The organism is Arthrobacter sp. M4 (assembly GCF_020251205.1).
In the GTDB taxonomy this organism is placed as follows: Bacteria; Actinomycetota; Actinomycetes; order Actinomycetales; family Micrococcaceae; genus Arthrobacter.
In genome coordinates, this window is record NZ_JAIWYX010000001.1 from 346329 (window position 1) to 367513 (window position 21185).

Genomic DNA, 21185 nt, shown 5'->3' on the forward strand with positions numbered 1-21185 from the left:
TCCTCTTCCTGCCAGGTGTCAGTTGTTGCCGGCCGTGAGTTCCCGCTCCACAGCCTCGGTCAGGCGCGCCTCGAGCGCCGGTACTTTGATCTGCTGGATGATCTCGTTCAAGAAGCCACGGACCACCAAGCGGCGGGCGACGTCTTCCGGTATGCCGCGCGCCATCAGGTAGAACAGGTGCTCGTCGTCGAAGCGGCCGGTTGCGCTGGCGTGGCCCGCACCTTCGATCAGTCCGGTTTCGATTTCCAGGTTCGGCACGGAGTCGGCACGGCAACCGTCGGTGAGCACCAGGTTCTGGTTCTTCTCATAGGAGTCGGTGCCCTCAGCCTGCTTCTGGATAAGAACATCGCCAACCCACACCGTGTGCGCACCCTTGCCCTGCAGCGCGCCCTTGTAGAGCACGTTGGACTTGCAGTTGGCCACGTTGTGGTCCACGAAGGAGCGGTGCTCCAAGTGCTGCCCGGCATCGGCGAAGTAGAGGCCAAGCAGTTCAGCTTCGGCGCCTTCCCCGGAGAAACGGACGTTCGAGTTCAGGCGGACGATCTTGCCGCCCAGGGAGACGGCAATGTGCTTGTAGACGGCGTCCTTGGCAACTTCCGCATCGTGCTGGGCCAGGTGCTTGGCGTCGTCTTCCCAGAGTTGGACGGAGACCACGGTCAGCTGGGCACCTTCACGAACGAAGACCTCAACGTTGCCGTTGTGGTCGGCGGCACCCTCGTGCTCCAAGATGACCACGGCACGGCTGTTTTCGCCGGCTTCGATGACGTAATGCGAGTTGGAGCGGCGGCCAGCGCCGTTGCCCTTCACGAGAACGCGGACCGGTTCCTGGAGCTCGGCCTCGGCGGGAATCTGCACGTGGAGCGCTTCCTCGGTGTTGGCGGAAGCAACGACGGCGGCGCGGTCGGCGGGGACCAGGGTGGCGCCGCGCGGAGCTTCGCCTGCGCGGAGAGCGGGCTTGACGAAGCCGTCCGGGGCCTCCACGCTCAGCGACAGCACGTCACCATCGGTAGCGGTGTCGGACAGCAGGTTGGCGATTTCCCGAACAGGGGTGAAGCGCCATTCCTCTTCGCGTCCGTTGGGGATCGCAAAGTCGGCGACGTCGTGGCTGGTCAGGCGTTCCGCGCGGGAAGACATGACCTGAACGCCGTGGCTGTGGTGGCGGTCAACCTTGGCGGCGACGAGCTGTTCGCCCTCCTCGGTGAAACCGGCGATCGACGGGGCGCCGATACGTGCCTTTTCAGTAGTTACTTCGGCAGTCATTAACCGACGGATCCTTCCATCTGGAGTTCGATGAGGCGGTTGAGTTCAAGGGCGTATTCCATGGGCAACTCGCGGGCGATGGGCTCGATGAAGCCGCGCACGATCATTGCCATGGCCTCGTCCTCGGGCAGGCCGCGGGACATCAGGTAGAACAGCTGTTCTTCGCTGACGCGCGACACAGTCGCCTCGTGTCCGAGCTGGACGTCGTCCTCACGGATGTCGATGTAAGGATAGGTGTCCGAACGGGAAATGGTGTCCACAAGCAGGGCGTCGCAGCGCACGGTGTTGGCCGAATGCTTGGCGCCTTCGCGGACCTGCACCAAGCCGCGGTACGCGGCCCGGCCGCCGCCGCGGGCAACGGACTTGGAAATGATGGAGCTCTTGGTGTTCGGAGCGATATGCACCATCTTGGAGCCGGTGTCCTGGTGCTGGCCCTCGCCCGCGAACGCGATGGACAAGGTTTCGCCCTTGGCGTGCTCGCCGACAAGGTATACGGCCGGGTACTTCATGGTGACCTTGGAACCGATGTTGCCGTCGATCCATTCCATGGTGCCGCCCGCTTCGCAGACAGCGCGCTTGGTCACCAGGTTGTACACGTTGTTGGACCAGTTCTGGATGGTGGTGTAGCGGACGCGGGCGCCCTTCTTGACGATGATCTCGACGACAGCGGAGTGCAGCGAGTCCGAGGTGTAGATCGGCGCCGTGCAGCCTTCGATGTAGTGGACGTAGGAGTCCTCGTCAGCGATGATCAGCGTGCGTTCGAACTGCCCCATGTTCTCCGTGTTGATGCGGAAGTATGCCTGGAGCGGAATTTCGACGTGCACACCCTTCGGCACATAAACGAACGATCCACCGGACCACACGGCCGTGTTGAGTGAGGCGAACTTGTTGTCGCCCACCGGGATCACGGTGCCGAAGTACTCCTGGAAGAACTCCGGGTGCTCCTTGAGTGCGGTGTCAGTGTCGAGGAAGATGACGCCCTGCTTTTCCAGGTCCTCGCGGATCTGGTGGTACACCACCTCGGATTCGTACTGGGCAGCGACGCCGGCCACGAGGCGGTTGCGCTCGGCCTCCGGGATGCCCAGCTTCTCATAAGTGTTGCGGATGTCCTCGGGGAGGTCTTCCCACGTGGCAGCCTGCTTCTCGGTGGAGCGCACGAAGTACTTGATGTTGTCGAAGTCGATCCCGGACAGGTCCGCACCCCAGGTGGGCATGGGCTTCCGGTCGAAGTACTTCAGGCCCTTGATGCGGAGGTCAAGCATCCATTCCGGCTCGTTCTTCTTCGCCGAAATGTCGCGGACCACCTCTTCATCGAGACCACGGCGTGCGTTGGCACCGACATCGTTCTTGTCGGCCCAACCGTATTCGTAGTTGCCGATGCCGTGGAGCTCGGGGTTCTTCTCGAGAATCTCCGAGATCACGGTGCCGTCGGCAGCCGCCTTCTCTGCTGTTCCTTCAGCTAATTGACCCGTCATTACGGCCTTTCTTGCTGGTTGTTCGATTCCTGTGCCGGGCCGGTGGGCAGCAGCCGCGAGCCTTCAGGCTCGCGTGCCGCTGGACGGCCCGTGGGTATGTGGGTGGTGCAGACGTGGCCGCCCCGTGCCAAGGTGGAGAGGCGGCGGACGTCGACGCCGACAAGTCGCGAAAATACCTCGGTTTCCGTATCGCAAAAGACTGGAAACTCGGCGGCGAGCTGCTGCACGGGACAGTGGCCCTGGCACAGCTGGACGCTTGACAATGCGGCCGGAAGTGGAGCTTTTGCCTCGATGGAGGCCGTTGAGGAAACGTAGCCGTCGCGGGTCAGGGCCTGGGAAAGCGCCATGGCCCGGGCGGTGATGTCGCTGCCCGCCTTATCGACTTCGGGCGCATAGCGGCGTTCCATGTCAGAAAAACGCTCGACGGCGAACTGCCGGATCGCGTCGTCTCCGGCCATTTCCCGGAGCTTCCGCAGTGCTGAGCTTGCGATGTTCAGATAGTCGTCGCCCAATTTGGACTGACCCTGGGACGTCAGGACGTAACGGCGCGCGGGCCGGCCGGCGCCGGCTCCTGCCTTTGCCACGCGCTTGACTTCAATGACTCCTGCGCGGGACAAGTGGTCCAGATGCCGTCGGACTGCGGCCGGCGTGAAGCCCAGCATGTCGCCGAGTTCGGCGGCGCTCACCGGGCCATGTTCGAGAACTGCGCTGAGCACTCGGTCACGCGTGCGGTCCTCGGCGTCCGGCAGGGCGGGAGGAGCCGCCGCAGGCTGAATCGCCGCGCCAGACCGCTCCGGTCGCGCAGACACTGCATTACTCACGGAATACACAACACAATCATGTCGTAATCTAATCCACCCATCCAGTAAGGCAAGGCTGACCAAAGCCCGGCCCGGGGTTTCGGCCACCAGTTGGGGCTTCCTCCTGCCGGGCGTGCGCGAGGACCGACTCGAACACCGGCGAATCCGTCTACGTGCCGAGGTGCCGGTGGGCTTCCGAACGGCAGGACTGGGGCGCTACTACTTCCCGTAGAATATTTTGGTGCGCTCCCCTGTTTCACCCGTTTTAACAATAGACGGCCTGGTCAAGGATGTCGGCCCTTTGGCCCGCCTGGACGGCAAGATGCTGCGTGTCGTCAGTGACCTCTCCCTAGTAGCTGAACAGGGGCAGATCACGGCGCTGCTGGGTGCCAATGGTGCGGGAAAAACAACCACGCTTGAATGCGCACAAGGCCTGCAAAAGCGTACGGACGGGACGATTTCGCTCTTGGGCGAAGATCCGGACACTGCTGACGCCGGACTGCGCGCCCGGGTAGGCGTGATGCTCCAGGACGGCGGGCTCCCGCCGTCGGCCCGTCCGCTCCCGCTCCTTCGCCACATCGCCGGCATGTACCGCAACCCGGCCCCACTGGACGCCCTGGTGGACCGGCTTGGCATCGCTTCATTCAGCCGGACCACTGTGCGCAGGCTTTCGGGCGGGCAAAAGCAGCGCCTGGCGCTGGCCGCAGCGCTGGTCGGCAACCCTGAGGTGTTGTTCCTCGATGAACCAAGTGCAGGCCTGGACCCGCAATCCCGCCAGATCGTGTTCGATCTCATCGCCGAGTTGCGGACGTCTGGAATGGGCATCATCCTGACTACGCACCTCATGGACGACGCGCAGCGGCTGGCCGACTACGTCTACATCATCGACGCCGGGCGCAACGTGGCAGAGGGAACGGTCGCAGACCTGCTCCGCCACGAGCCGCACGCCGGCGATGACACGAGGCAGCGCACCCTGCACTTCGATGGTCCACCCGGGCTGAACCTGGCTTCTGTGCTTTCACCCGGACTCACGGTGACCGAGGCACGTGCCGGTAGTTATGAGATCACAGGCCTGCTGACTGCACACGATCTCGCCAGCCTCACCTCATGGTGGGCTGCCCAAGGCATTATGCCCGCCTCCATGCGACTTGAAGCGCGGAGCCTGGAGGATGTTTTCCTCGATATTTCCGGAAGGAACCTCCGATGAGTTCGGCACCAGTCGCCAACCGTCCGTCCCCTGGCGCCCCCAGGGAAGACGGAGCATCACCGCTCGGCCGCCGCATCCTGCTCCAGGGGCGGTACGAAGCCTCTGCCATGATCCGCAACGGCGAACAACTCATCCTTGCCGTGATCCTGCCACTCCTCGCATTGGTTGGCCTGACTGTCACACCCCTCCTTGATGGCCTGGGCGACTCACGGGTGGACATTGCAGTACCGGGCATCTTGGCACTGTGCGCCATGTCCACGGCCTTCACGGGCCAGGGCATTGCGACGGGCTTCGACCGGAGATACGGTGTCCTGCGCTTCCTCTCGACCACGCCGTTGGGCCGTGCTGGCCTTATCGCCGGGAAGGTGCTTGCCGTGCTCGCCGTTTTGGCCCTTCAGGTGGCCGTGGTGGGAACGGTGGCGGCATTTCTTGGGTGGAGGCCGAACCCGCTGGGATGGCTGCCGGGCCTGGCAATGCTCGCGCTTGGAGCCGCGGCCTTTACCGCCCTTGGGCTCTTGGTGGCTGGGACGGTCCGGCCTGAAGCCACGCTCGCGATCACCAACCTGCTGTGGATCCTTTTGGGGGCCTTGGGCGGAATCGTGGTCCCGGCCGAGCGTCTTCCAGTTGTGGCCAACACGGTAGTCCACGTCCTTCCCTCCGGGGCCCTTGGCCAGGCGATGCGGGACTCGTTCCTGCACGGAAGTACCGGCTGGCCCGCCGTCGTCGTCCTCCTCGCGTGGACGATTGCAGCCGGAGCGGCGGCTGTCCGCTGGTTTAAGTGGAACTAACCCCTAAGGAATCGAAGGTTAAGTGAGCACGGTTTCCCGACTTCCCAAACCACTGCGCCGACTGGTGGCCGCGCTGCCGACGGAGGTGAATACCACCATTCGGAGGCTGGCCGTGCTTTCGCTGATCGGCCAGACTGTCCTGGTAGTCACCGGCGGGGCCGTGCGTCTGACTGCGTCCGGCCTGGGGTGCCCAACTTGGCCGCGTTGCACCGGCGATTCCCTGGTCAATACGCCGGAAATGGGAATCCACGGGTTCATCGAGTTCGGGAACAGGCTCCTAACCTTTGTCCTCGCCGCCGTGGCCGCGGCCATGCTGGTCTACCTGTGGAACCTCCGCAAGGAACGCCGCGACCTGTTCCTGCTTGCACTCGGCTTGCTCGCCAGCATCCCTGCACAGGCGGTCATTGGCGGTATCACGGTGCTAACGCAACTGAACCCGTGGGTGGTGGGCCTTCATTTCCTGGTCTCCATGGCCCTGGTGGTCCTTGCTACCTTGATGGTGAACCGGGCCTATGGCCGAACCGGTAAGTTCATGAATCGGGTCCTTTCTCCGGTTCCGGGTGCCCTGAGCCCGGTAATGCGCGCCGTGGCTGTATTTTCTGGCATAGCGGTCATGCTGGGCGTTGTAGTGACAGGGGCCGGCCCCCATGCCGGTGACGCCGATGCTCCGCGGAACGGACTGGACTGGGACCTTTTCTCGCACATCCACGCCGTGCCGGCGTACCTCGTAACGGCCGGAACACTTGTGGCGGTGTACACCGTGGTACGCAAGCGAATCACCGGACCTTTCCGCACTGCAACTTTCCTCATGCTGGGGGTCACCATTCTGCAGGCCGCGATAGGGTTCACTCAGTACTACAACGGTATTCCAGCCCTTCTGGTGGGGGCCCACATGCTGGGCGCAGCCCTGTTGATGGCCGCATCCACCAACGCGGCTGACCTTGCGCGGTACAGTCCGATTGAGCACGGACATGGCCAGCATGGTCAAAGCTAGCGCTTCCAAGCCTGCGAATTCTTAATACAGGAAAAGGCGGCCCCCCAGATGGCGGGGCCGCCCTTTTCCTGTATTGCTTGGGGCTGAGAATGCTACTCAGTTCAGCCGACCAGCGGGAAACCAACAAATGGGTCCACGGCGAGGGCAATGAACAGGAGCGTCAGGTAGCTAATGGATCCGTGGAAGACCTTCATGGCGCCCTTGTTGGAGACATCGCCCCTCTGCGCCTTGATGTAGAGGGCGTGGGATTCGTAGAGGAACCAGGCTCCAGCCAGGACTGCCGCGATGGTGTACACCCACCCGGCCCGTCCGACGGGCACCATCAGGAGCGAGCAGGCCACCATAGCCCAGGCGTAGAGCACAACCTGGACTGATACCACCTTGGCGCCGGCGATGGCACCCAGCATTGGCACCTTCGCGTTGCGGTAGTCCTCGCCATAACGCATGGACAGCGGCCAGTAGTGCGGGGGCGTCCACAGGAAGATCACCATAAACAGCACAACGGCGGGCCACTCGACCGTGTTGGTTACTGCGGACCAGGCGATCAGCACGGGGAAACATCCAGCCGCTCCGCCCCACACGATGTTCTGTGCGGTCCGGCGCTTGAGGATCATCGTGTATATCACGACGTAGAACAGGATGGCCCCCAGGCCCAGCCAGGCCGAGAGCGGGTTGGCGCCAAACCACAAGATGGCTATTGCGGCCGCCCCGAGGATCCACGCGAAGACCAGCGCCTCCCGGGGGGACACTTCACCGGTGACGAGTGGCCGGTTCTCCGTGCGGTGCATGAGCCGGTCGATATCGCGGTCGATGTAACAATTGAAGACACCGGCGCTTCCCGCTGCGAAGGCACCACCAACAAGCGTGGCAAGCATGAGTCCCAGCGACGGGAAGCCGCGCTGCGCGAAGATCATGGTGGGAAGCGTGCTCACGAGCAACAGTTCGATGACACGGGGTTTGGTGAGTGCCAGATACGCCTTGAACTTGCGGGCAAGTCCGCCCTTCCCTTGCGTCGGGGAACTGTTGAGGGCAGTATCTGATGTGCTCACGGCGGCAGTCACTCTGTTCTGTCAGTGGTGTTCTCCGCGGCGGCGCTCCCGGAGCGTGCCGGAGGCAGGCATGGAGGGCCCGCACCGCTGCTGGACTCCGATTATCATACCGTGAGGCGTCCGAGCCCTCCGAACCCACACCGCCCCAAGAACTCCTTGCCTCGAGCGGCCCAATGTTCCGATTGTGTTTCCTCGTCTTCACGCACTGCCGACGCTGCGGTGATTCATAAAACGGAAATTCCGTCCATTTATTGAGATTCCCGCTGACCAGCACGTGGAATCGGGCTAAGCTGTCTGAAGATCAGCACGCAACAGCACTGCATTCGACGGCCAACTGTCAGCTCGTGGGAAACCGCGTTCTCATGCGTGCGCTGCTGGATTGAGATCAACGTTTCAATGGTGAACGGCTGGTGGACATTTCGCAGCGGGCGCCATCTTGTGCCCTTGCTCCGACGTGTCCTTGAAGACTGCCGTCAGCACAGAGAGGGGCCCGGTTTTCGTGCCACATTTGGAAGAGCAAGAACTGTCATGGACAAGCCTGGACCAGCGTGCCGTTGACACCGTGCGTGTCCTTGCGGCTGACGCCGTTGAAAAGGTGGGCAACGGGCACCCGGGTACGGCGATGAGCCTTGCTCCGGCCGCTTACCTGCTCTTCCAGAAGCTGATGCGCCATGACCCGAAGAATCCGGACTGGATTGGTCGTGACCGCTTTATCCTCTCCCCCGGCCACACCTCGCTGACCCTGTACATCCAGCTCTTCCTGAATGGGTACGGGCTGGAGCTGAAGGATCTGCAGGCCCTTCGGACCTGGGGTTCGCTGACCCCGGGGCACCCGGAATACAAGCACACCGCGGGCGTGGAGATCACCACCGGCCCGCTGGGCCAGGGCCTGGCTTCCTCGGTTGGTTTCGCTTACTCGCAGCGCCGCCAGCGCGGCCTGTTCGACGCCGATGCTCCCGCCGGCGAGTCGCCGTTCGACCACACCATCTGGGTGATCGCGTCCGACGGCGACCTGCAGGAAGGTGTCACGTCCGAGGCGTCCTCGCTGGCCGGTCACCAGGAGCTGGGCAACCTTGTGGTCCTGTACGACGAGAACCACATCTCCATCGAGGACGACACCGACATCGCCTTCACCGAGGACGTGCTGAAGCGCTACGAGTCCTACGGCTGGCACACCCAGCGCGTGGACTGGACCAAGACCGGCGAATACAAAGAGGACGTCCAGGAGCTTTACAGCGCACTGCTGGCCGCGAAGGCCGAAACGTCCAAGCCCTCCATCATTTCGCTGCGCACCATCATCGGTTACCCGGCGCCGAAGAAGCAGAACACAGGCAAGATCCACGGCTCGGCCCTGGGCTCAGAGGAAGTCGCCGCACTGAAGGACGTGCTCGGGTTCGACCCGCACAAGACCTTCCAGGTGGAGGACGAGGTCCTCGCCCACACCCGCCAGATCGTGGACCGCGGCGCCGCTGCCCGCGCCGAATGGCAGACCGCATTCGAGGCCTGGCAGTCCGCCAACCCCGAAGCCGCCGCGCTGCTGGAGCGTGTTGAGGCCAAGAAGCTTCCCGTGGAGCTTGACGCCGCGCTGCCGGTGTTCGAAGCGGGCAAGGACGTCTCCACCCGCGCCGCTTCCGGCAAGGTCCTGAACGCTATCGGCCCGGTCCTGCCGGAGCTGTGGGGCGGTTCGGCCGACTTGGCCGAGTCCAACAACACCACCATTGAGGGCTCGCCGTCGTTCATTCCGGCCTCCCGTTCCACCGACGCGTGGACCGGCAACCCATACGGCCGGGTGCTGCACTTCGGCATCCGCGAACACGCCGCAGCTTCGATCGTGAATGGCATTTCACTGCACGGACGCACCCGTGCGTTCTCCGGCACCTTCCTGATCTTCTCCGACTACCAGCGTCCCGCGATCCGCCTCGGCGCCCTGATGGGTGTCCCGTCCCTCTACGTATGGACGCACGACTCCATCGGCCTGGGCGAAGACGGACCGACCCACCAGCCCGTGGAACAGCTCGCCACGTTGCGCGCCATCCCGGGGCTCGACGTCGTGCGGCCCGGCGACGCGAACGAGGTCGCCGCCGCGTGGAAGACCATGCTGGAAAACCACGAAAACCCCGCCGGCATCGTGCTGACCCGCCAGAACATCCCCACCTGGGCGCGCGGTGACGGCGACGCCGACGGCGACACCTTCGGCTCCACCGCCGGCGTCGCCAAGGGCGGCTACATCCTCGCAGAAGCCTCCAAGGACGGCGCCTCCGTCCCGGCCCAGGTCATCCTGATCGGCACCGGTTCCGAGGTCCAGCTGGCCGTTCAGGCCCGCGAAGCCCTGCAGGCCGAAGGAATCCCCACCCGCGTGGTCTCCATGCCCTGCGTGGAATGGTTCAAGAAGCAGGACGCTGCCTACCGCGAATCGGTCCTCCCCGCAGCGGTTAAGGCTCGCGTGTCCGTCGAAGCGGGCCTCGCCCTGGGCTGGGCCGAATTCGTCGGCGACGCCGGCCGCTCCATCAGCCTCGAGCACTACGGCGCTTCCGCCGACTACAAGCGCCTCTTCGCTGAATTCGGCATCACCACCGAAGCCGTCACCGAAGCCGCAAAAGACTCCCTCGCAGGCCTGCAGGCCTGACCTCCATCCGAAACTAGGAGATAAACATGACCACCCCCATCCAGCTTCTCTCCGATGCCGGCGTGTCCATCTGGCTTGACGATCTCTCCCGTGAGCGCCTCTCCAGCGGCAGCCTGCAGAAGCTCATCGACGAAAAGAACGTCGTCGGTGTGACCACCAACCCGTCCATCTTCCACGCGGCGATCACCACCGGCCACTACTACGACGGCAAGATCGCCGAGCTGGCAGCCACCGGTGCCAGCCTGGACGAGACGATCTTCGAGATCACCACCACAGATGTCGCCGACGCCTGCGACCTCTTCGCACCGATTGCCGCCGCGACCAAGGGCATCGACGGCCGCGTGTCCATCGAAGTAGACCCGCGTCTCGCCTGGGACACGGCAGCCACTATTGCTGAGGCCAAGCACCTTTACAACAAGGTTGGCAAGGACAACGTCCACATCAAGATCCCGGCAACTTTGGAAGGCCTTGAGGCCATCACCGCCACCTTGGCCGAGGGCATTAGCGTCAACGTGACCCTCATCTTCTCCCTGGAGCGCTATCGGGCAGTCATCAACGCGTTCCAGTCTGGCCTGGAACAGGCCAAGGAGAACGGCCACGACCTGTCCAAGATCCACTCCGTCGCCTCGTTCTTCGTCTCCCGCGTGGACACGGAGATTGACAAGCGCCTGGACAAGATCGGTACGGAGGAAGCCAAGGCACTCAAGGGCAAGGCTGGCGTAGCCAACGCCCGCCTGGCCTACCAGGTCTACGAAGAGCAGTTCTCCACCGAGCGCTGGGCCCTGCTGGCGGAGGCAGGCGCCCTGCCGCAGCGTCCGCTGTGGGCCTCCACTGGCGTCAAGGACCCGGCCTACCCGGACACGCTCTACGTGACCGAGCTGGTCGCTCCCGGCACCGTGAACACCATGCCGGAAAAGACCCTTGAGGCAACCTTCGACCACGCCGAGGTCACCGCCAACGCCGTCGCGGGCACTTACGAGGAAGCCAACGGCGTCCTCAACGCCCTCGAAGGCCTGGGCATCTCCTACAACGATGTTGTCGCCGTCCTCGAATCCGAAGGCCTGGACAAGTTCGTCGCCAGCTGGAAGGAACTCCTGGCCGACGTCGAAGGCGCCCTCTCCTCCGCACGGAAGGCCTCTTAAGCAACTATGAGCACTCTCAGCTACGTCGCCAGCGGTGCCGCGCAGCAGGCCATCGAGCAGCACGTCCCCGTCCTTGTCGAGGACGAGGTAGCCACTCGGATTTTTGCCAAGGACTACACGCTGTGGGGGCCTGAAGCAGAGTCGGAGTCGGCTATCCGCCTCGGCTGGGTTGAGGCCCATGCTGTTTCGCAGCCGCTCGTATCGGACATTCTGGCGCTCCGTGATGAACTTCGCGCCGAAGGCATCACGCACATCGTCCTGTGCGGCATGGGCGGTTCATCCCTGGCACCCGAGGTCATCACCGGCACCGCTGGCGTCGAGCTGACTGTGCTGGACAGCACCGACCCTGAACAGGTCGGCGCTGCCCTCGCGGACCGCCTGGCCGAGACGGCAATCGTTGTTTCGTCCAAGTCCGGTTCCACCGTGGAGACCGATTCCCAGCGCCGAATCTTCGAAAAGGCGTTTGCCGACGCCGGTATCGATGCCACACGTCGCATCATCATCGTCACGGATCCGGGTTCTCCCTTGGACAAGGCTTCCCGGGAAGCAGGTTACCGTGCCGTGTTCAACGCTGACCCCAACGTTGGCGGCCGCTTTTCCGCGCTGACCGCATTCGGACTGGTTCCGTCCGGCCTTGCCGGCGTGGACATCCAGGCGCTGCTGGATGAAGCCGAAGAGGCTGCCGAGGTTCTCAACGAGGACTCCGCGGACAACATCGGACTGGCCTTGGGCGCCGCCCTTGGTGGTACGTCTCCGCTCCGGAACAAGATTGTCATCGCGGAGGACGGCTCCGGCATCGTCGGCTTTGCCGATTGGGCCGAGCAGCTGATTGCAGAGTCGACGGGCAAGTCCGGCACAGGCGTATTGCCGGTCGTGGCGGGTCCCGATTCCCCCGAGGCGCGGATCGGGGCGGACGACGTGCTCGTCATCCGGCTGGTTGGTGCCGACGCCGACGTCGAGCTTCGCGAAAACGAAGTTGCGATCGCCGGCGGCCTTGCCGGCCAGATGCTGGTGTGGGAATTTGCAACGGCAGTTGCCGGTCGCCTTTTGGGTATCAACCCGTTTGACCAGCCCGACGTCGAAGCCGCCAAGGTGGCCGCGCGCGGACTGTTGGACGCTCGGCCCGAGCCGACGCCCGCTGCTTTTACGGACGGTGCCGTTGAGGTTCGCGGAGGAGCCTGGCTGGGTGGCGCGTCAACTGCCGCCGAAGCCGTGCAGGCGCTTCTCGGCGAGCTTGGCACGGACGGTTACCTGAGCGTCCAGGCATACTTCGACCGGATTGCGTTCGCAAGCTTGGCTGAAACCAGGGACCAGTTGGCTGAGGCCACCCGGCGCCCTGTCACATTCGGCTGGGGTCCGCGCTTCCTTCACTCCACGGGCCAGTTCCACAAGGGCGGTCCGGCCATCGGAGCATTCCTCCAGGTCACGGCTGCAGCGTCTACCGACATCGCCATCCCGGAGCGTCCCTTCACGTTCGGGCAACTCATCTCCGCCCAGGCGGCAGGTGACGCCCAAGTGCTGGAAGATCACGGCCGACCGGTGCTTCGCCTGCACTTGACCGACCGCACCGCCGGGGCCGCCCAGCTCCAGGACATCGTTGCAGCACTGGCCGGCCAGGCCAGCGCGCTTGAAAGCTAAGGCACAACAGCAAACATGCCAGATACTGAAACCGGCAAAAGGGCCGCCGGTCTGCGCAATCCCCTTAGGGATCCGCGCGACCGGCGCCTAAGCCGCATTGCAGGGCCGTCGTCGCTCGTGTTCTTCGGAGTCACGGGCGACCTGGCCCGGAAAAAACTCATGCCGGCCGTCTACGACCTCGCCAACCGCGGGCTCCTGCCGCCGAGCTTCGCCTTGGTTGGCTTTGGCCGCCGGCAGTGGGACAACGAGGACTTCGCCGCTGAGGTGAAAGAGAACGTCAAGGCGAATTCGCGCACGCCGTTTGACGAAGCTGTCTGGAACCAACTGTCCGAGGGCATCCGGTTCGTCCAGGGAGACTTCGACGACGACCACGCTTTCAAGCGTCTTCAGGAAACCCTTGACGAATTGGACGAGAACCGCGGAACGCGGGGAAACCATGGCTTCTACCTGTCCATTCCGCCCAAGGCCTTTGAGCAGGTTTGCCGCCAACTCTCCAAGCACGGCCTTGCCCAGGGCAACGAAGGGCAGTGGCGCCGCGTTGTAATCGAGAAGCCCTTCGGGCACGACCTCGAGTCGGCCCGGAAGCTGAATGACATCGTCGAATCGGTGTTCCCGCCGGATGCGGTCTTCCGGATCGATCACTACCTGGGCAAGGAAACGGTGCAGAACATTCTGGCCCTCCGTTTCGCCAACCAGTTGTTCGAGCCCCTGTGGAACGCCAATTACGTGGACCACGTCCAGATCACCATGGCTGAGGACATCGGCACTGGCGGACGCGCCGGGTACTATGACGGCGTTGGCGCGGCCCGGGACGTCATCCAGAACCACCTACTCCAACTCCTGGCCCTGACGGCCATGGAAGAGCCAATTTCCTTCAACGCAGACGACCTGCGTGCTGAGAAGGAAAAGGTTCTTGCGGCAGTCAAACTTCCCGAGGACCTGTCCACGCACTCCGCCCGCGGACAGTTCACGGGTGGCTGGCAGGGTGGTGAGCTCGTGCAGGGCTACCTCGAGGAAGATGGCATTCCGGCCGATTCCAAGACGGAGACCTACGCGGCGATCCGGGTGGATATCAACACCCGCCGCTGGTACGGCGTACCCTTCTACCTCCGGGCCGGCAAGCGCCTCGGCCGCCGCGTCACCGAGATCGCCGTCGTGTTCAAGAAGGCTCCCAACCTACTGTTCCGCGACCACACAGATGACGACTTCGGCCAGAACGCAGTGGTCATCCGTGTCCAGCCGGACGAGGGGGCAACCATCCGTTTCGGATCCAAGGTCCCTGGCACGCAGATGGAAATCCGCGATGTCTCCATGGACTTCGGCTATGGCCACTCCTTCACCGAGTCCAGCCCGGAAGCTTACGAGCGCCTGATCTTGGACGTTCTCCTCGGTGAACCTCCGCTGTTCCCACGGCATGAGGAAGTGGAACTCTCGTGGAAGATCCTCGACCCCTTCGAGGAATATTGGGCAAGCCTCGACGAACAGCCGGAGCCGTATGCGCCCGGCAGCTGGGGGCCTGCCTCCGCGGATGAGCTGCTTGCCCGCGACGGACGAACCTGGAGAAGGCCATGATCGTAGATCTTCCAGACACAACTACTTCGAAGATCTCCAAGAAGATTACTTCCCTGCGCGAGCAGGGTGGTGTCATCGCCCTGAGCCGCGTACTCACCCTCGTGGTCGTCACCAAGTCCGGGCTGGAAGAAGAGGCCATCGAAGCGGCCAACGAAGCCAGTCGCGAGCACCCCTGCCGCATCATTGTCCTTGCGGACGCAGGCAGGGATGCAGCGGACAGGCTCGACGCCCAAATACGAGTGGGTGGCGACGCCGGCGCCTCCGAAGTGATTGTGCTTCGCGGCTACGGCCAGCTCGCCAAGGAAAGCGAATCGCTGGTGGCGGGGCTCCTGCTTCCCGACGCACCGATTGTGGCCTGGTGGCCCCACGGCGCCCCGGAAAACGCCTGCGAAACATCCATCGGCAAGATCGCCCACCGCCGTATCACGGACTCAGCCAATGAGCCGGACCCGCAGCAGGCATTGGAACGCATTAGGTCCACCTACAAGGCCGGTGACACCGACCTCGCCTGGACCAGGCTCACCAACTGGCGTATCCAGCTCGCGGCGGTCCTGGACCAGGTTGACGACGCCCCGGTAACCGCGATCGCCGTCGAGGGCGCCTCGGATTCCCCTAGCACGCTGCTGCTCGCATCATGGCTGGCGCTGGCCCTCGACGCGCCGGTTGAGATCGTTGCGGATCCTGCTGGCACCGGCATCCGCCGTGTACGCCTGACCAGGGAGACCGGCGACGTGCAGTTGGTGCGTCCCGGACTTTCCGTTGCGGAGCTAACGCAGCCGGGGCAGCCGTCCCAGCGCATCTCCCTCCCCCGGCGGAGCCTGCAGGACTGCCTGGCCGAGGAGCTTAGGCGCTTGGACCCGGACGAGGTGTTCGGCGAAGTGATTACCATGGGACTGCCACGAACCAACCAGAGGAGTGAACGGCCCAGTGACAGCTGACCCCAGAGTAAGCATCCATCCAGACTCCGCAGTGCTGATGGCCGCCATCGCGGCCCGGCTCATCACCAAACTCGTTGACGTGCAGGACAAGTACGGCGAAGCCACGGTGGTGCTCACGGGCGGCACTGTGGGCATCGGAACGCTCAAAGCGGTAGCGGCTTCCCCCGCTGCGCCAGCCGTGGATTGGTCGCGAGTGAATTTCTGGTGGGGAGACGAGCGTTTCGTGGGGGCTAACGACGCCGACCGCAATTCGCTCCAGGCTGAGCAAGCACTGCTTGCCCACATTCCCGTTGATCCGGAGAGGGTCCACAAGCCTGGGTCGTCGGATGAGTTTGCAAGCCCGCAGGATGCAGCCGAAGACTATGCGAGGCGTTTGAGGGAAGCTGCAGAGGCCGAGCACGCGGCTGATATGTCCGACAACCGTCCTGATCAGGCGGGCACATTGCCGCGCTTCGACATCCTCCTGCTGGGTGTCGGCCCAGATGCGCACATTGCTTCTCTGTTCCCTGAGCAGGCTGCTGTCCGAGTCAAGGACAAAGCAGTTGTGGGGGTAGAGAATTCTCCCAAGCCCCCGCCGTCCCGGATCTCCCTGACACTGCCGGCCATCAACCACGCGGAAGAAGTGTGGATGGTTGTCGCAGGCGAGGACAAGGCTGGCGCCGTCGGCCTGGCCCTTGCTGGTGCGAATCCGGTTCAGGTGCCGGCGGCTGGCCCTGCCGGACGGTCAAGGACCCTGTGGCTCATCGACGAAAACGCCGCCTCCCGTGTCCCGCAGCAGCTCGTCCGAAAGGACCCCGCGGGCGCGTAAGCGTTCCAGCGCTCCGGCCAGGACAATTTCAGCGTCTTGGCTGGAGCGTCTTTCTTTAACGTAGTCGAGATGGCTCTTGTAGGCCTCTTCGTCATGCCTCGCCTCCGGAGCATGGGCTGGGTTACGCCCCGCCACACCACCACACTTCCGGCAGTCCCAGTCCAACGGGATCTGGTCCTCGGGCAGCTTCAGGAAGACGAGCCGCGTTTCATGGCCCTTGTTGCACCAATATGACACCTGGATGCGCGGCAGGTTGTCACCGACATGACTGTCAGTCTCGTTCTTGGGCGACTCGCCGAATGCGACACCCACACGGGTGCCTCGGAATCCGGATGTGCCATGAACCATCGCTACCCCCTGGGGCTCGAACGGGTGCTGGCGACGCCAACAGCCCTAGTCTAATCCGGGCACTGCGGCTCCGGCAGGTAGACATTATTGGCACCTTAAAGCACTATGACCCGGGCTTGCTTGCCCAGGCCACAGTGCTTTGACGCTTGTCCCGCCTACAGAGCGGGCAAAGTTGGACGCCTAGGAATCCCCGACTGTAGAGAAACGAACCAGGAGACCAAGGGCGATGATCACCACGCCCCAGGTGACCCCGAGGATGATCGTGAAGCGGTTGAGGTTCCGCTCTGCCACACCGGAGGAACTCAGGCCCGAACTCATGCCGCCGCCGAACATGTCGGACAGGCCGCCGCCGCGTCCCTTGTGCAGGAGAATGAGCAGCGTCAGCAGCAGGCTGGTGATGCCCAGAAGGATCTGCAGGATGACATGAAGAACGTCCACGACGGCCTTTCGGAAGTTGGATAGACGGGGGCTTGACCGGGGCGGCGCTAGTTGGCCGTCAGGTGGCTCTCGAACCTGACAATGTTAGCAAACTCGGCAGGGTCGAGGCTGGCGCCACCAACCAGCAGGCCGTCAACGTCCCGTTCGGCCAGGATCGCTGCTGCGTTGTTGGCCTTCACGGAACCACCATAGAGGAGGCGGGCCTGGTCCGCGACGGTGGCGTCGAAGAGGGTTGCGAGTTCAGCGCGGATAGCGGCGCACATCTCCTGCGCGTCCTCAGGTCCTGCAACCTCGCCGGTTCCGATGGCCCAGACGGGTTCGTAGGCCACGACGAGCTTGGCGGCCTGTTCGGCATCGAGGCCCGCAACGTCGGCGCGCAACTGGGCCAGCGTGTGTTCGACGTGATTGCCTGCCTGGCGAACGTCGAGGCCCTCACCTACGCAAAGCACAGGAGTGAGCGAGTGACGGAAAGCAGCCTTGGTTTTGGCGTTGAGGAGCTCGTCGGTCTCGCCGTGGATGGTGCGGCGTTCGCTGTGGCCCACCAGGACGTAGTCGCAGCCGAGCTTGTTGAGGAACTGACCGGAGATGTCACCCGTGTAGGCACCGGAGTCTTGCGCCGACAGGTCCTGTCCCCCGTAAGCAATGCGCAGCTCATCACCCTGGACCAGGGTCTGCACGCCGCGGAGGTCCGTAAAGGGCGGGAAGACCGCCACTTCGACGCGGTCATAGTCGTGCTTGGCGTCCGACAGCGTCCAAGCGAGCTTCTGCAGCAGGGTGATTGCCTGGACGTGGTCCATGTTCATCTTCCAGTTGCCTGCGATGAACGGCTTGCGGTCGAAAGCGCCGTTGGTCGAGCTAGTCACATGATCTCCAATAGGTACTCAAAAAATATGGAGCAGCCGGCAGGCGCGGGATTGCGCCTGCCGGCTGCTGGGTCCTAGCGGTCCAGGACACTCAGGCCGGGAAGTTCCTTGCCCTCAAGGTATTCCAGGCTGGCGCCGCCGCCGGTGGAAATATGGCCAAACTGACCGTCGTCGAAGCCGAGGGTCCTGACAGCCGCTGCGGAGTCACCACCGCCGACGACGGTGAACGCCTCGGTCTCGGTGAGAGCCTGGGCCACAGCGCGGGTACCGGCGGCAAAAGCCGGGAATTCGAAGACGCCCATGGGCCCGTTCCAGAAGACCGTCTTGGCTGCCTTGATGTGTCCTGCGAAGGTCGCGGCCGAATCGGGTCCGATGTCCAGGCCGATGCCGGAGGTCCCGAAAGAGCTTTCCTCGATGGCATCCGCACTGACCGTCTGGTGGTCAGCATCCGCGGCAAAGCGGCTGGCTACGACCACGTCAGTGGGGATGACAAATTGGGTCCCTGCGTCGGCTGCCCGCTTCAGGTATTCCTGAACCACCGTGATCTGGTCCTCCTCGAGCAGGCTGGAGGCCACTTTGTGACCTGCCGCAGCGAGGAACGTGAACAGCATCCCGCCGCCCACGAGGATGGTGTCAGCCTTGCCAATGAGGTTGTTTATAACGGCCAACTTGTCCGACACCTTGGAGCCGCCGAGGACCACAACGTAGGGACGCTGGGGTTCTTTGGTGAGCTTCTGGAGTACTTCAACCTCCGTGTGCACCAGGTCGCCCTGGTAGGACGGCAGGCGGTTGGCGACGTCATAGACGCTGGCGTGCTTGCGGTGCACTGCGCCGAAGGCATCGTCCACGTAGGCGCCGTTGCTTCCGGTCAGGGCCACGAGCTCGTCCGCAAACGCGCCACGCTCGGCTTGATCCTTGCTGGTTTCACGGGCGTCGAAGCGAACGTTTTCCAACACCAGGACGTCCCCGTCAGCCAGTGCAGCGGCTTGGGACTTTGCCGATTCGCCAACAGTGTCCTCGGCCAGCGACACCTTGAAGGGCGCCAATTCGGCGAGTCGGTCTGCAGCTGGCTTCAGCGAGTACTTGGGATCAGGGTTGCCCTTGGGCCGGCCAAGGTGCGCCGTAACCAGCACACGGGCACCGGCGTCCGAGAGCTTGGAGATAACGGGAAGGGAAGCTTTGATGCGGCCGTCGTCAGTCACTGTAGAGCCGTCGAGCGGCACATTCAGGTCACTTCGGACCAGAATGTACCGCCCGCGGACACCTTCAGCGATGAGTTCGTTGAGGGTGTGAGACGTCATGTGTCTACCCTAGCCCAGCTTGGATGCAACGAGCTCCGTGAGGTCTACGAGGCGGTTGGAGTATCCCCATTCGTTGTCATACCAAGACACAACCTTGACCTGGTTGCCAATGACCTTGGTCAAACCGGCGTCGAAAATGGACGACGTTGCGTCACCGACGATGTCAGAGGAGACGATAGGAGCGTCAACGTAGCTGAGGATTCCCTTGAGTTCAGCCTCGGCAGCGGTCTTGACGGCTGCGTTGACCTCCGCCACGGTAACTTCGCGAGAAACGGTGACGGTGAGGTCGGTGGCGGAACCGGTGGGAACTGGGACGCGGATGGCGTAACCGTCCAGCTTGCCCTTCAGCTCAGGCAGGACCAGGCCAATGGCCTTGGCCGCGCCGGTGGAAGTGGGCACCATGTTGATGGCAGCTGCGCGTGCGCGGCGAAGATCGCCGTGGGGGCCGTCCTGAAGGTTCTGGTCTGCCGTGTAGGCGTGAACCGTGGTCATGAGGCCACGTTCGATGCCGAAGGCGTCGTTGATGACCTTGGCCAGCGGGCCGAGGCAGTTGGTGGTGCAGGAGGCGTTCGAGATGATGTTGTGCGCAGCCGGGTCGTACTGCTCGTGGTTGACGCCCATCACGATGGTGACATCTTCGTCCGTGGCCGGAGCGGAGATCAGGACCTTCTTGGCGCCTGCCTCGAGGTGCTTCTTGGCCGCCGCGGCCTTGGTGAAGAAGCCGGTGGACTCAATGACGATATCGACGCCCAGGTCACCCCAGGGCAGGTTGGCGGGGTCGCGCTCTGCGAGGACCTTGATGGGCTTGCCATCGACGACGAGCTGGCCGTCGTTGACCTCAACGGACTCCTTCAGGCGACCGCCCACCGAGTCGTACTTCAGAAGGTGGGCCAAGGTCTCCGGGCTGGTGAGGTCGTTAACAGCTACGATCTCGAGGTCTGCACCCTGGGAAAGGGCTGCGCGGAAGAAGTTGCGGCCGATGCGGCCGAAGCCGTTGATACCAATACGGGTCGTCACGTTATTAGTCTCCTTAGTGCTTGTGAGAGCACTCCTAGTGCAGTCGGATGTGGTTTCCAACTAACAGATCCCGCACGCCGTTGGGCAGAGATATTTTCCAGATCGGAGGGCGACCAGCCACGTTGCTGAAGGCTAACCGCCTTCCGTGACCCATCTTACGTTTAAGTGGACCTGCCCCCGCAACTGCGGGGGCAGGCAATCCAGCATTTGGCCAAAACTGGGCTAAATGTGAAGTTTGTTACAGAGACGTGTACGGCCGGTCACACCTTAGGAAAGGGTGATGAGACCGCTCGCGTTCTTGCGGGCGGCGTCAAAGCGCTTGGCGACATCGGCCCAGTTGACGATGTTCCAGAAGGCCTTCACGTAGTCAGCCTTCACGTTGACGTAGTCCAGGTAGAAAGCGTGCTCCCACATGTCCAGCATCAGCAGCGGCGTGGTGCCTACCGCCACGTTGCCCTGCTGGTCGTAGAGCTGCTCGATGACCAGGTTGCCGCCGATGGGCTCGTAGGCCAGGAAGCCCCAACCGGAGCCCTGCAAGCCGAGCGCAGCGGCCGTGAACTGGGCGCGGAATGCGTCAAAGGAACCGAAGGCGTCGTCAATCGCCGCAGCCAGTTCGCCCTCGGGCTTGTCGCCACCGTCCGGGGAGAGGTTGTTCCAGAAGACGGAGTGGTTGATGTGTCCGCCAGTGTGGAAGGCCAGGTCCTTGGACAGGCGGTTGATGTTGGCGAAGTCACCCTTTTCGCGTGCTTCCGCCAGCTGGGCCAGGGCGTTGTTGGCACCCGCAACGTAGGCGGCGTGGTGCTTGCTGTGGTGCAGCTCCATGATCTTCGCCGAAATGTGCGGCTCGAGGGCTGCGTAGTCGTAGCTGAGCTCTGGCAGTACGTACTCGGTCACGAAATCCTCCAATGTCTTGGACCTAGG

19 protein-coding genes are annotated in these 21185 nt (G+C 63.4%); 9 read left to right on the forward strand and 10 right to left on the reverse strand.

Features of this window, described 5'->3' with window-relative positions; translation table 11 throughout:
* Positions 1-18: 18 nt before the first annotated feature.
* The 3 genes from sufD to LD110_RS01650 are packed head-to-tail and all read right to left on the reverse strand — an operon-like array spanning position 19 to position 3556.
* The gene (gene sufD / locus LD110_RS01640) at positions 19-1260 is read right to left on the reverse strand and encodes a Fe-S cluster assembly protein SufD (protein WP_225495892.1); all 1242 of its coding nucleotides are present in this window, start codon (positions 1258-1260) and stop codon (positions 19-21) included.
* On the reverse strand, positions 1260-2735 hold the full coding sequence (gene sufB / locus LD110_RS01645; RefSeq protein WP_225495893.1) for a Fe-S cluster assembly protein SufB: 1476 nt from the start codon (positions 2733-2735) through the stop codon (positions 1260-1262). Before sufB ends, sufD begins: the two co-directional genes overlap by 1 nt.
* Entirely contained in the window at positions 2735-3556 is an 822-nt protein-coding gene (locus tag LD110_RS01650; RefSeq protein WP_374200293.1) for a helix-turn-helix transcriptional regulator, read from the reverse strand. Before LD110_RS01650 ends, sufB begins: the two co-directional genes overlap by 1 nt.
* A gap of 220 nt (positions 3557-3776) precedes the next feature.
* On the opposite strand from LD110_RS01650, the gene LD110_RS01655 reads away from it, so the two are divergent.
* The 3 genes from LD110_RS01655 to LD110_RS01665 are packed head-to-tail and all read left to right on the forward strand — an operon-like array spanning position 3777 to position 6524.
* Positions 3777-4742: an ABC transporter ATP-binding protein gene (locus LD110_RS01655; protein ID WP_225495894.1), complete on the forward strand. Its 966-nt coding sequence runs from the start codon at positions 3777-3779 to the stop codon at positions 4740-4742.
* Positions 4739-5530 (forward strand): ABC transporter permease, encoded by a 792-nt coding sequence (locus LD110_RS01660; protein ID WP_225495895.1) that lies wholly within the window; start codon positions 4739-4741, stop codon positions 5528-5530. The genes LD110_RS01655 and LD110_RS01660 overlap by 4 nt, the downstream gene beginning before the upstream one ends.
* A 22-nt stretch (positions 5531-5552) precedes the next feature.
* A complete protein-coding gene (locus LD110_RS01665) occupies positions 5553-6524 on the forward strand; it encodes a heme A synthase (protein ID WP_225495896.1) in 972 nt (323 codons plus the stop codon).
* 101 nt (positions 6525-6625) lie between these two features.
* Here the strand turns inward: LD110_RS01665 and LD110_RS01670 are convergent, their stop codons facing one another.
* Positions 6626-7585 carry a heme o synthase gene (locus LD110_RS01670; protein ID WP_225495897.1) on the reverse strand — a complete coding sequence of 320 codons (960 nt, stop codon included), beginning with the start codon at positions 7583-7585 and terminating at the stop codon, positions 6626-6628.
* Positions 7586-8081: 496 nt separating this feature from the next.
* On the opposite strand from LD110_RS01670, the gene tkt reads away from it, so the two are divergent.
* The 6 genes from tkt to pgl are packed head-to-tail and all read left to right on the forward strand — an operon-like array spanning position 8082 to position 16297.
* Complete coding sequence (tkt, locus tag LD110_RS01675) at positions 8082-10199, forward strand: transketolase (RefSeq protein ID WP_225496413.1); 2118 nt, start codon at positions 8082-8084, stop codon at positions 10197-10199.
* Positions 10200-10225: 26 nt separating this feature from the next.
* Positions 10226-11341, forward strand: a complete 1116-nt coding sequence (gene tal / locus LD110_RS01680; protein WP_225495899.1) for a transaldolase — start codon at positions 10226-10228, stop codon at positions 11339-11341.
* A 6-nt stretch (positions 11342-11347) separates the two neighbouring features.
* Entirely contained in the window at positions 11348-12979 is a 1632-nt protein-coding gene (locus tag LD110_RS01685; RefSeq protein ID WP_225495901.1) for a glucose-6-phosphate isomerase, read from the forward strand.
* 15 nt (positions 12980-12994) lie between these two features.
* The gene (gene zwf / locus LD110_RS01690; protein ID WP_225495903.1) at positions 12995-14551 is read left to right on the forward strand and encodes a glucose-6-phosphate dehydrogenase; all 1557 of its coding nucleotides are present in this window, start codon (positions 12995-12997) and stop codon (positions 14549-14551) included.
* Positions 14548-15489 (forward strand): glucose-6-phosphate dehydrogenase assembly protein OpcA, encoded by a 942-nt coding sequence (locus LD110_RS01695; protein ID WP_225495905.1) that lies wholly within the window; start codon positions 14548-14550, stop codon positions 15487-15489. The genes zwf and LD110_RS01695 overlap by 4 nt, the downstream gene beginning before the upstream one ends.
* A complete protein-coding gene (pgl, locus tag LD110_RS01700; RefSeq protein ID WP_225495907.1) occupies positions 15479-16297 on the forward strand; it encodes a 6-phosphogluconolactonase in 819 nt (272 codons plus the stop codon). Before LD110_RS01695 ends, pgl begins: the two co-directional genes overlap by 11 nt.
* Here the strand turns inward: pgl and LD110_RS01705 are convergent.
* The 6 genes from LD110_RS01705 to LD110_RS01730 form a co-directional block, all read right to left on the reverse strand.
* On the reverse strand, positions 16214-16645 hold the full coding sequence (locus LD110_RS01705; RefSeq protein ID WP_225495909.1) for an RNA polymerase-binding protein RbpA: 432 nt from the start codon (positions 16643-16645) through the stop codon (positions 16214-16216). The two genes, pgl and LD110_RS01705, sit on opposite strands and share 84 nt — an antisense overlap.
* Before the next feature lie 180 nt (positions 16646-16825).
* Positions 16826-17083: a preprotein translocase subunit SecG gene (secG, locus tag LD110_RS01710; RefSeq protein WP_225495910.1), complete on the reverse strand. Its 258-nt coding sequence runs from the start codon at positions 17081-17083 to the stop codon at positions 16826-16828.
* A gap of 47 nt (positions 17084-17130) precedes the next feature.
* Positions 17131-17946, reverse strand: a complete 816-nt coding sequence (gene tpiA, locus LD110_RS01715; protein WP_225495911.1) for a triose-phosphate isomerase — start codon at positions 17944-17946, stop codon at positions 17131-17133.
* A gap of 74 nt (positions 17947-18020) precedes the next feature.
* Entirely contained in the window at positions 18021-19247 is a 1227-nt protein-coding gene (gene pgk, locus LD110_RS01720) for a phosphoglycerate kinase (protein ID WP_225495912.1), read from the reverse strand.
* 9 nt (positions 19248-19256) lie between these two features.
* Entirely contained in the window at positions 19257-20264 is a 1008-nt protein-coding gene (gene gap, locus LD110_RS01725; RefSeq protein ID WP_225495913.1) for a type I glyceraldehyde-3-phosphate dehydrogenase, read from the reverse strand.
* A 267-nt stretch (positions 20265-20531) separates the two neighbouring features.
* Positions 20532-21158 carry a superoxide dismutase gene (locus tag LD110_RS01730; protein WP_225495914.1) on the reverse strand — a complete coding sequence of 209 codons (627 nt, stop codon included), beginning with the start codon at positions 21156-21158 and terminating at the stop codon, positions 20532-20534.
* Between the last annotated feature and the right edge of the window lie 27 nt (positions 21159-21185).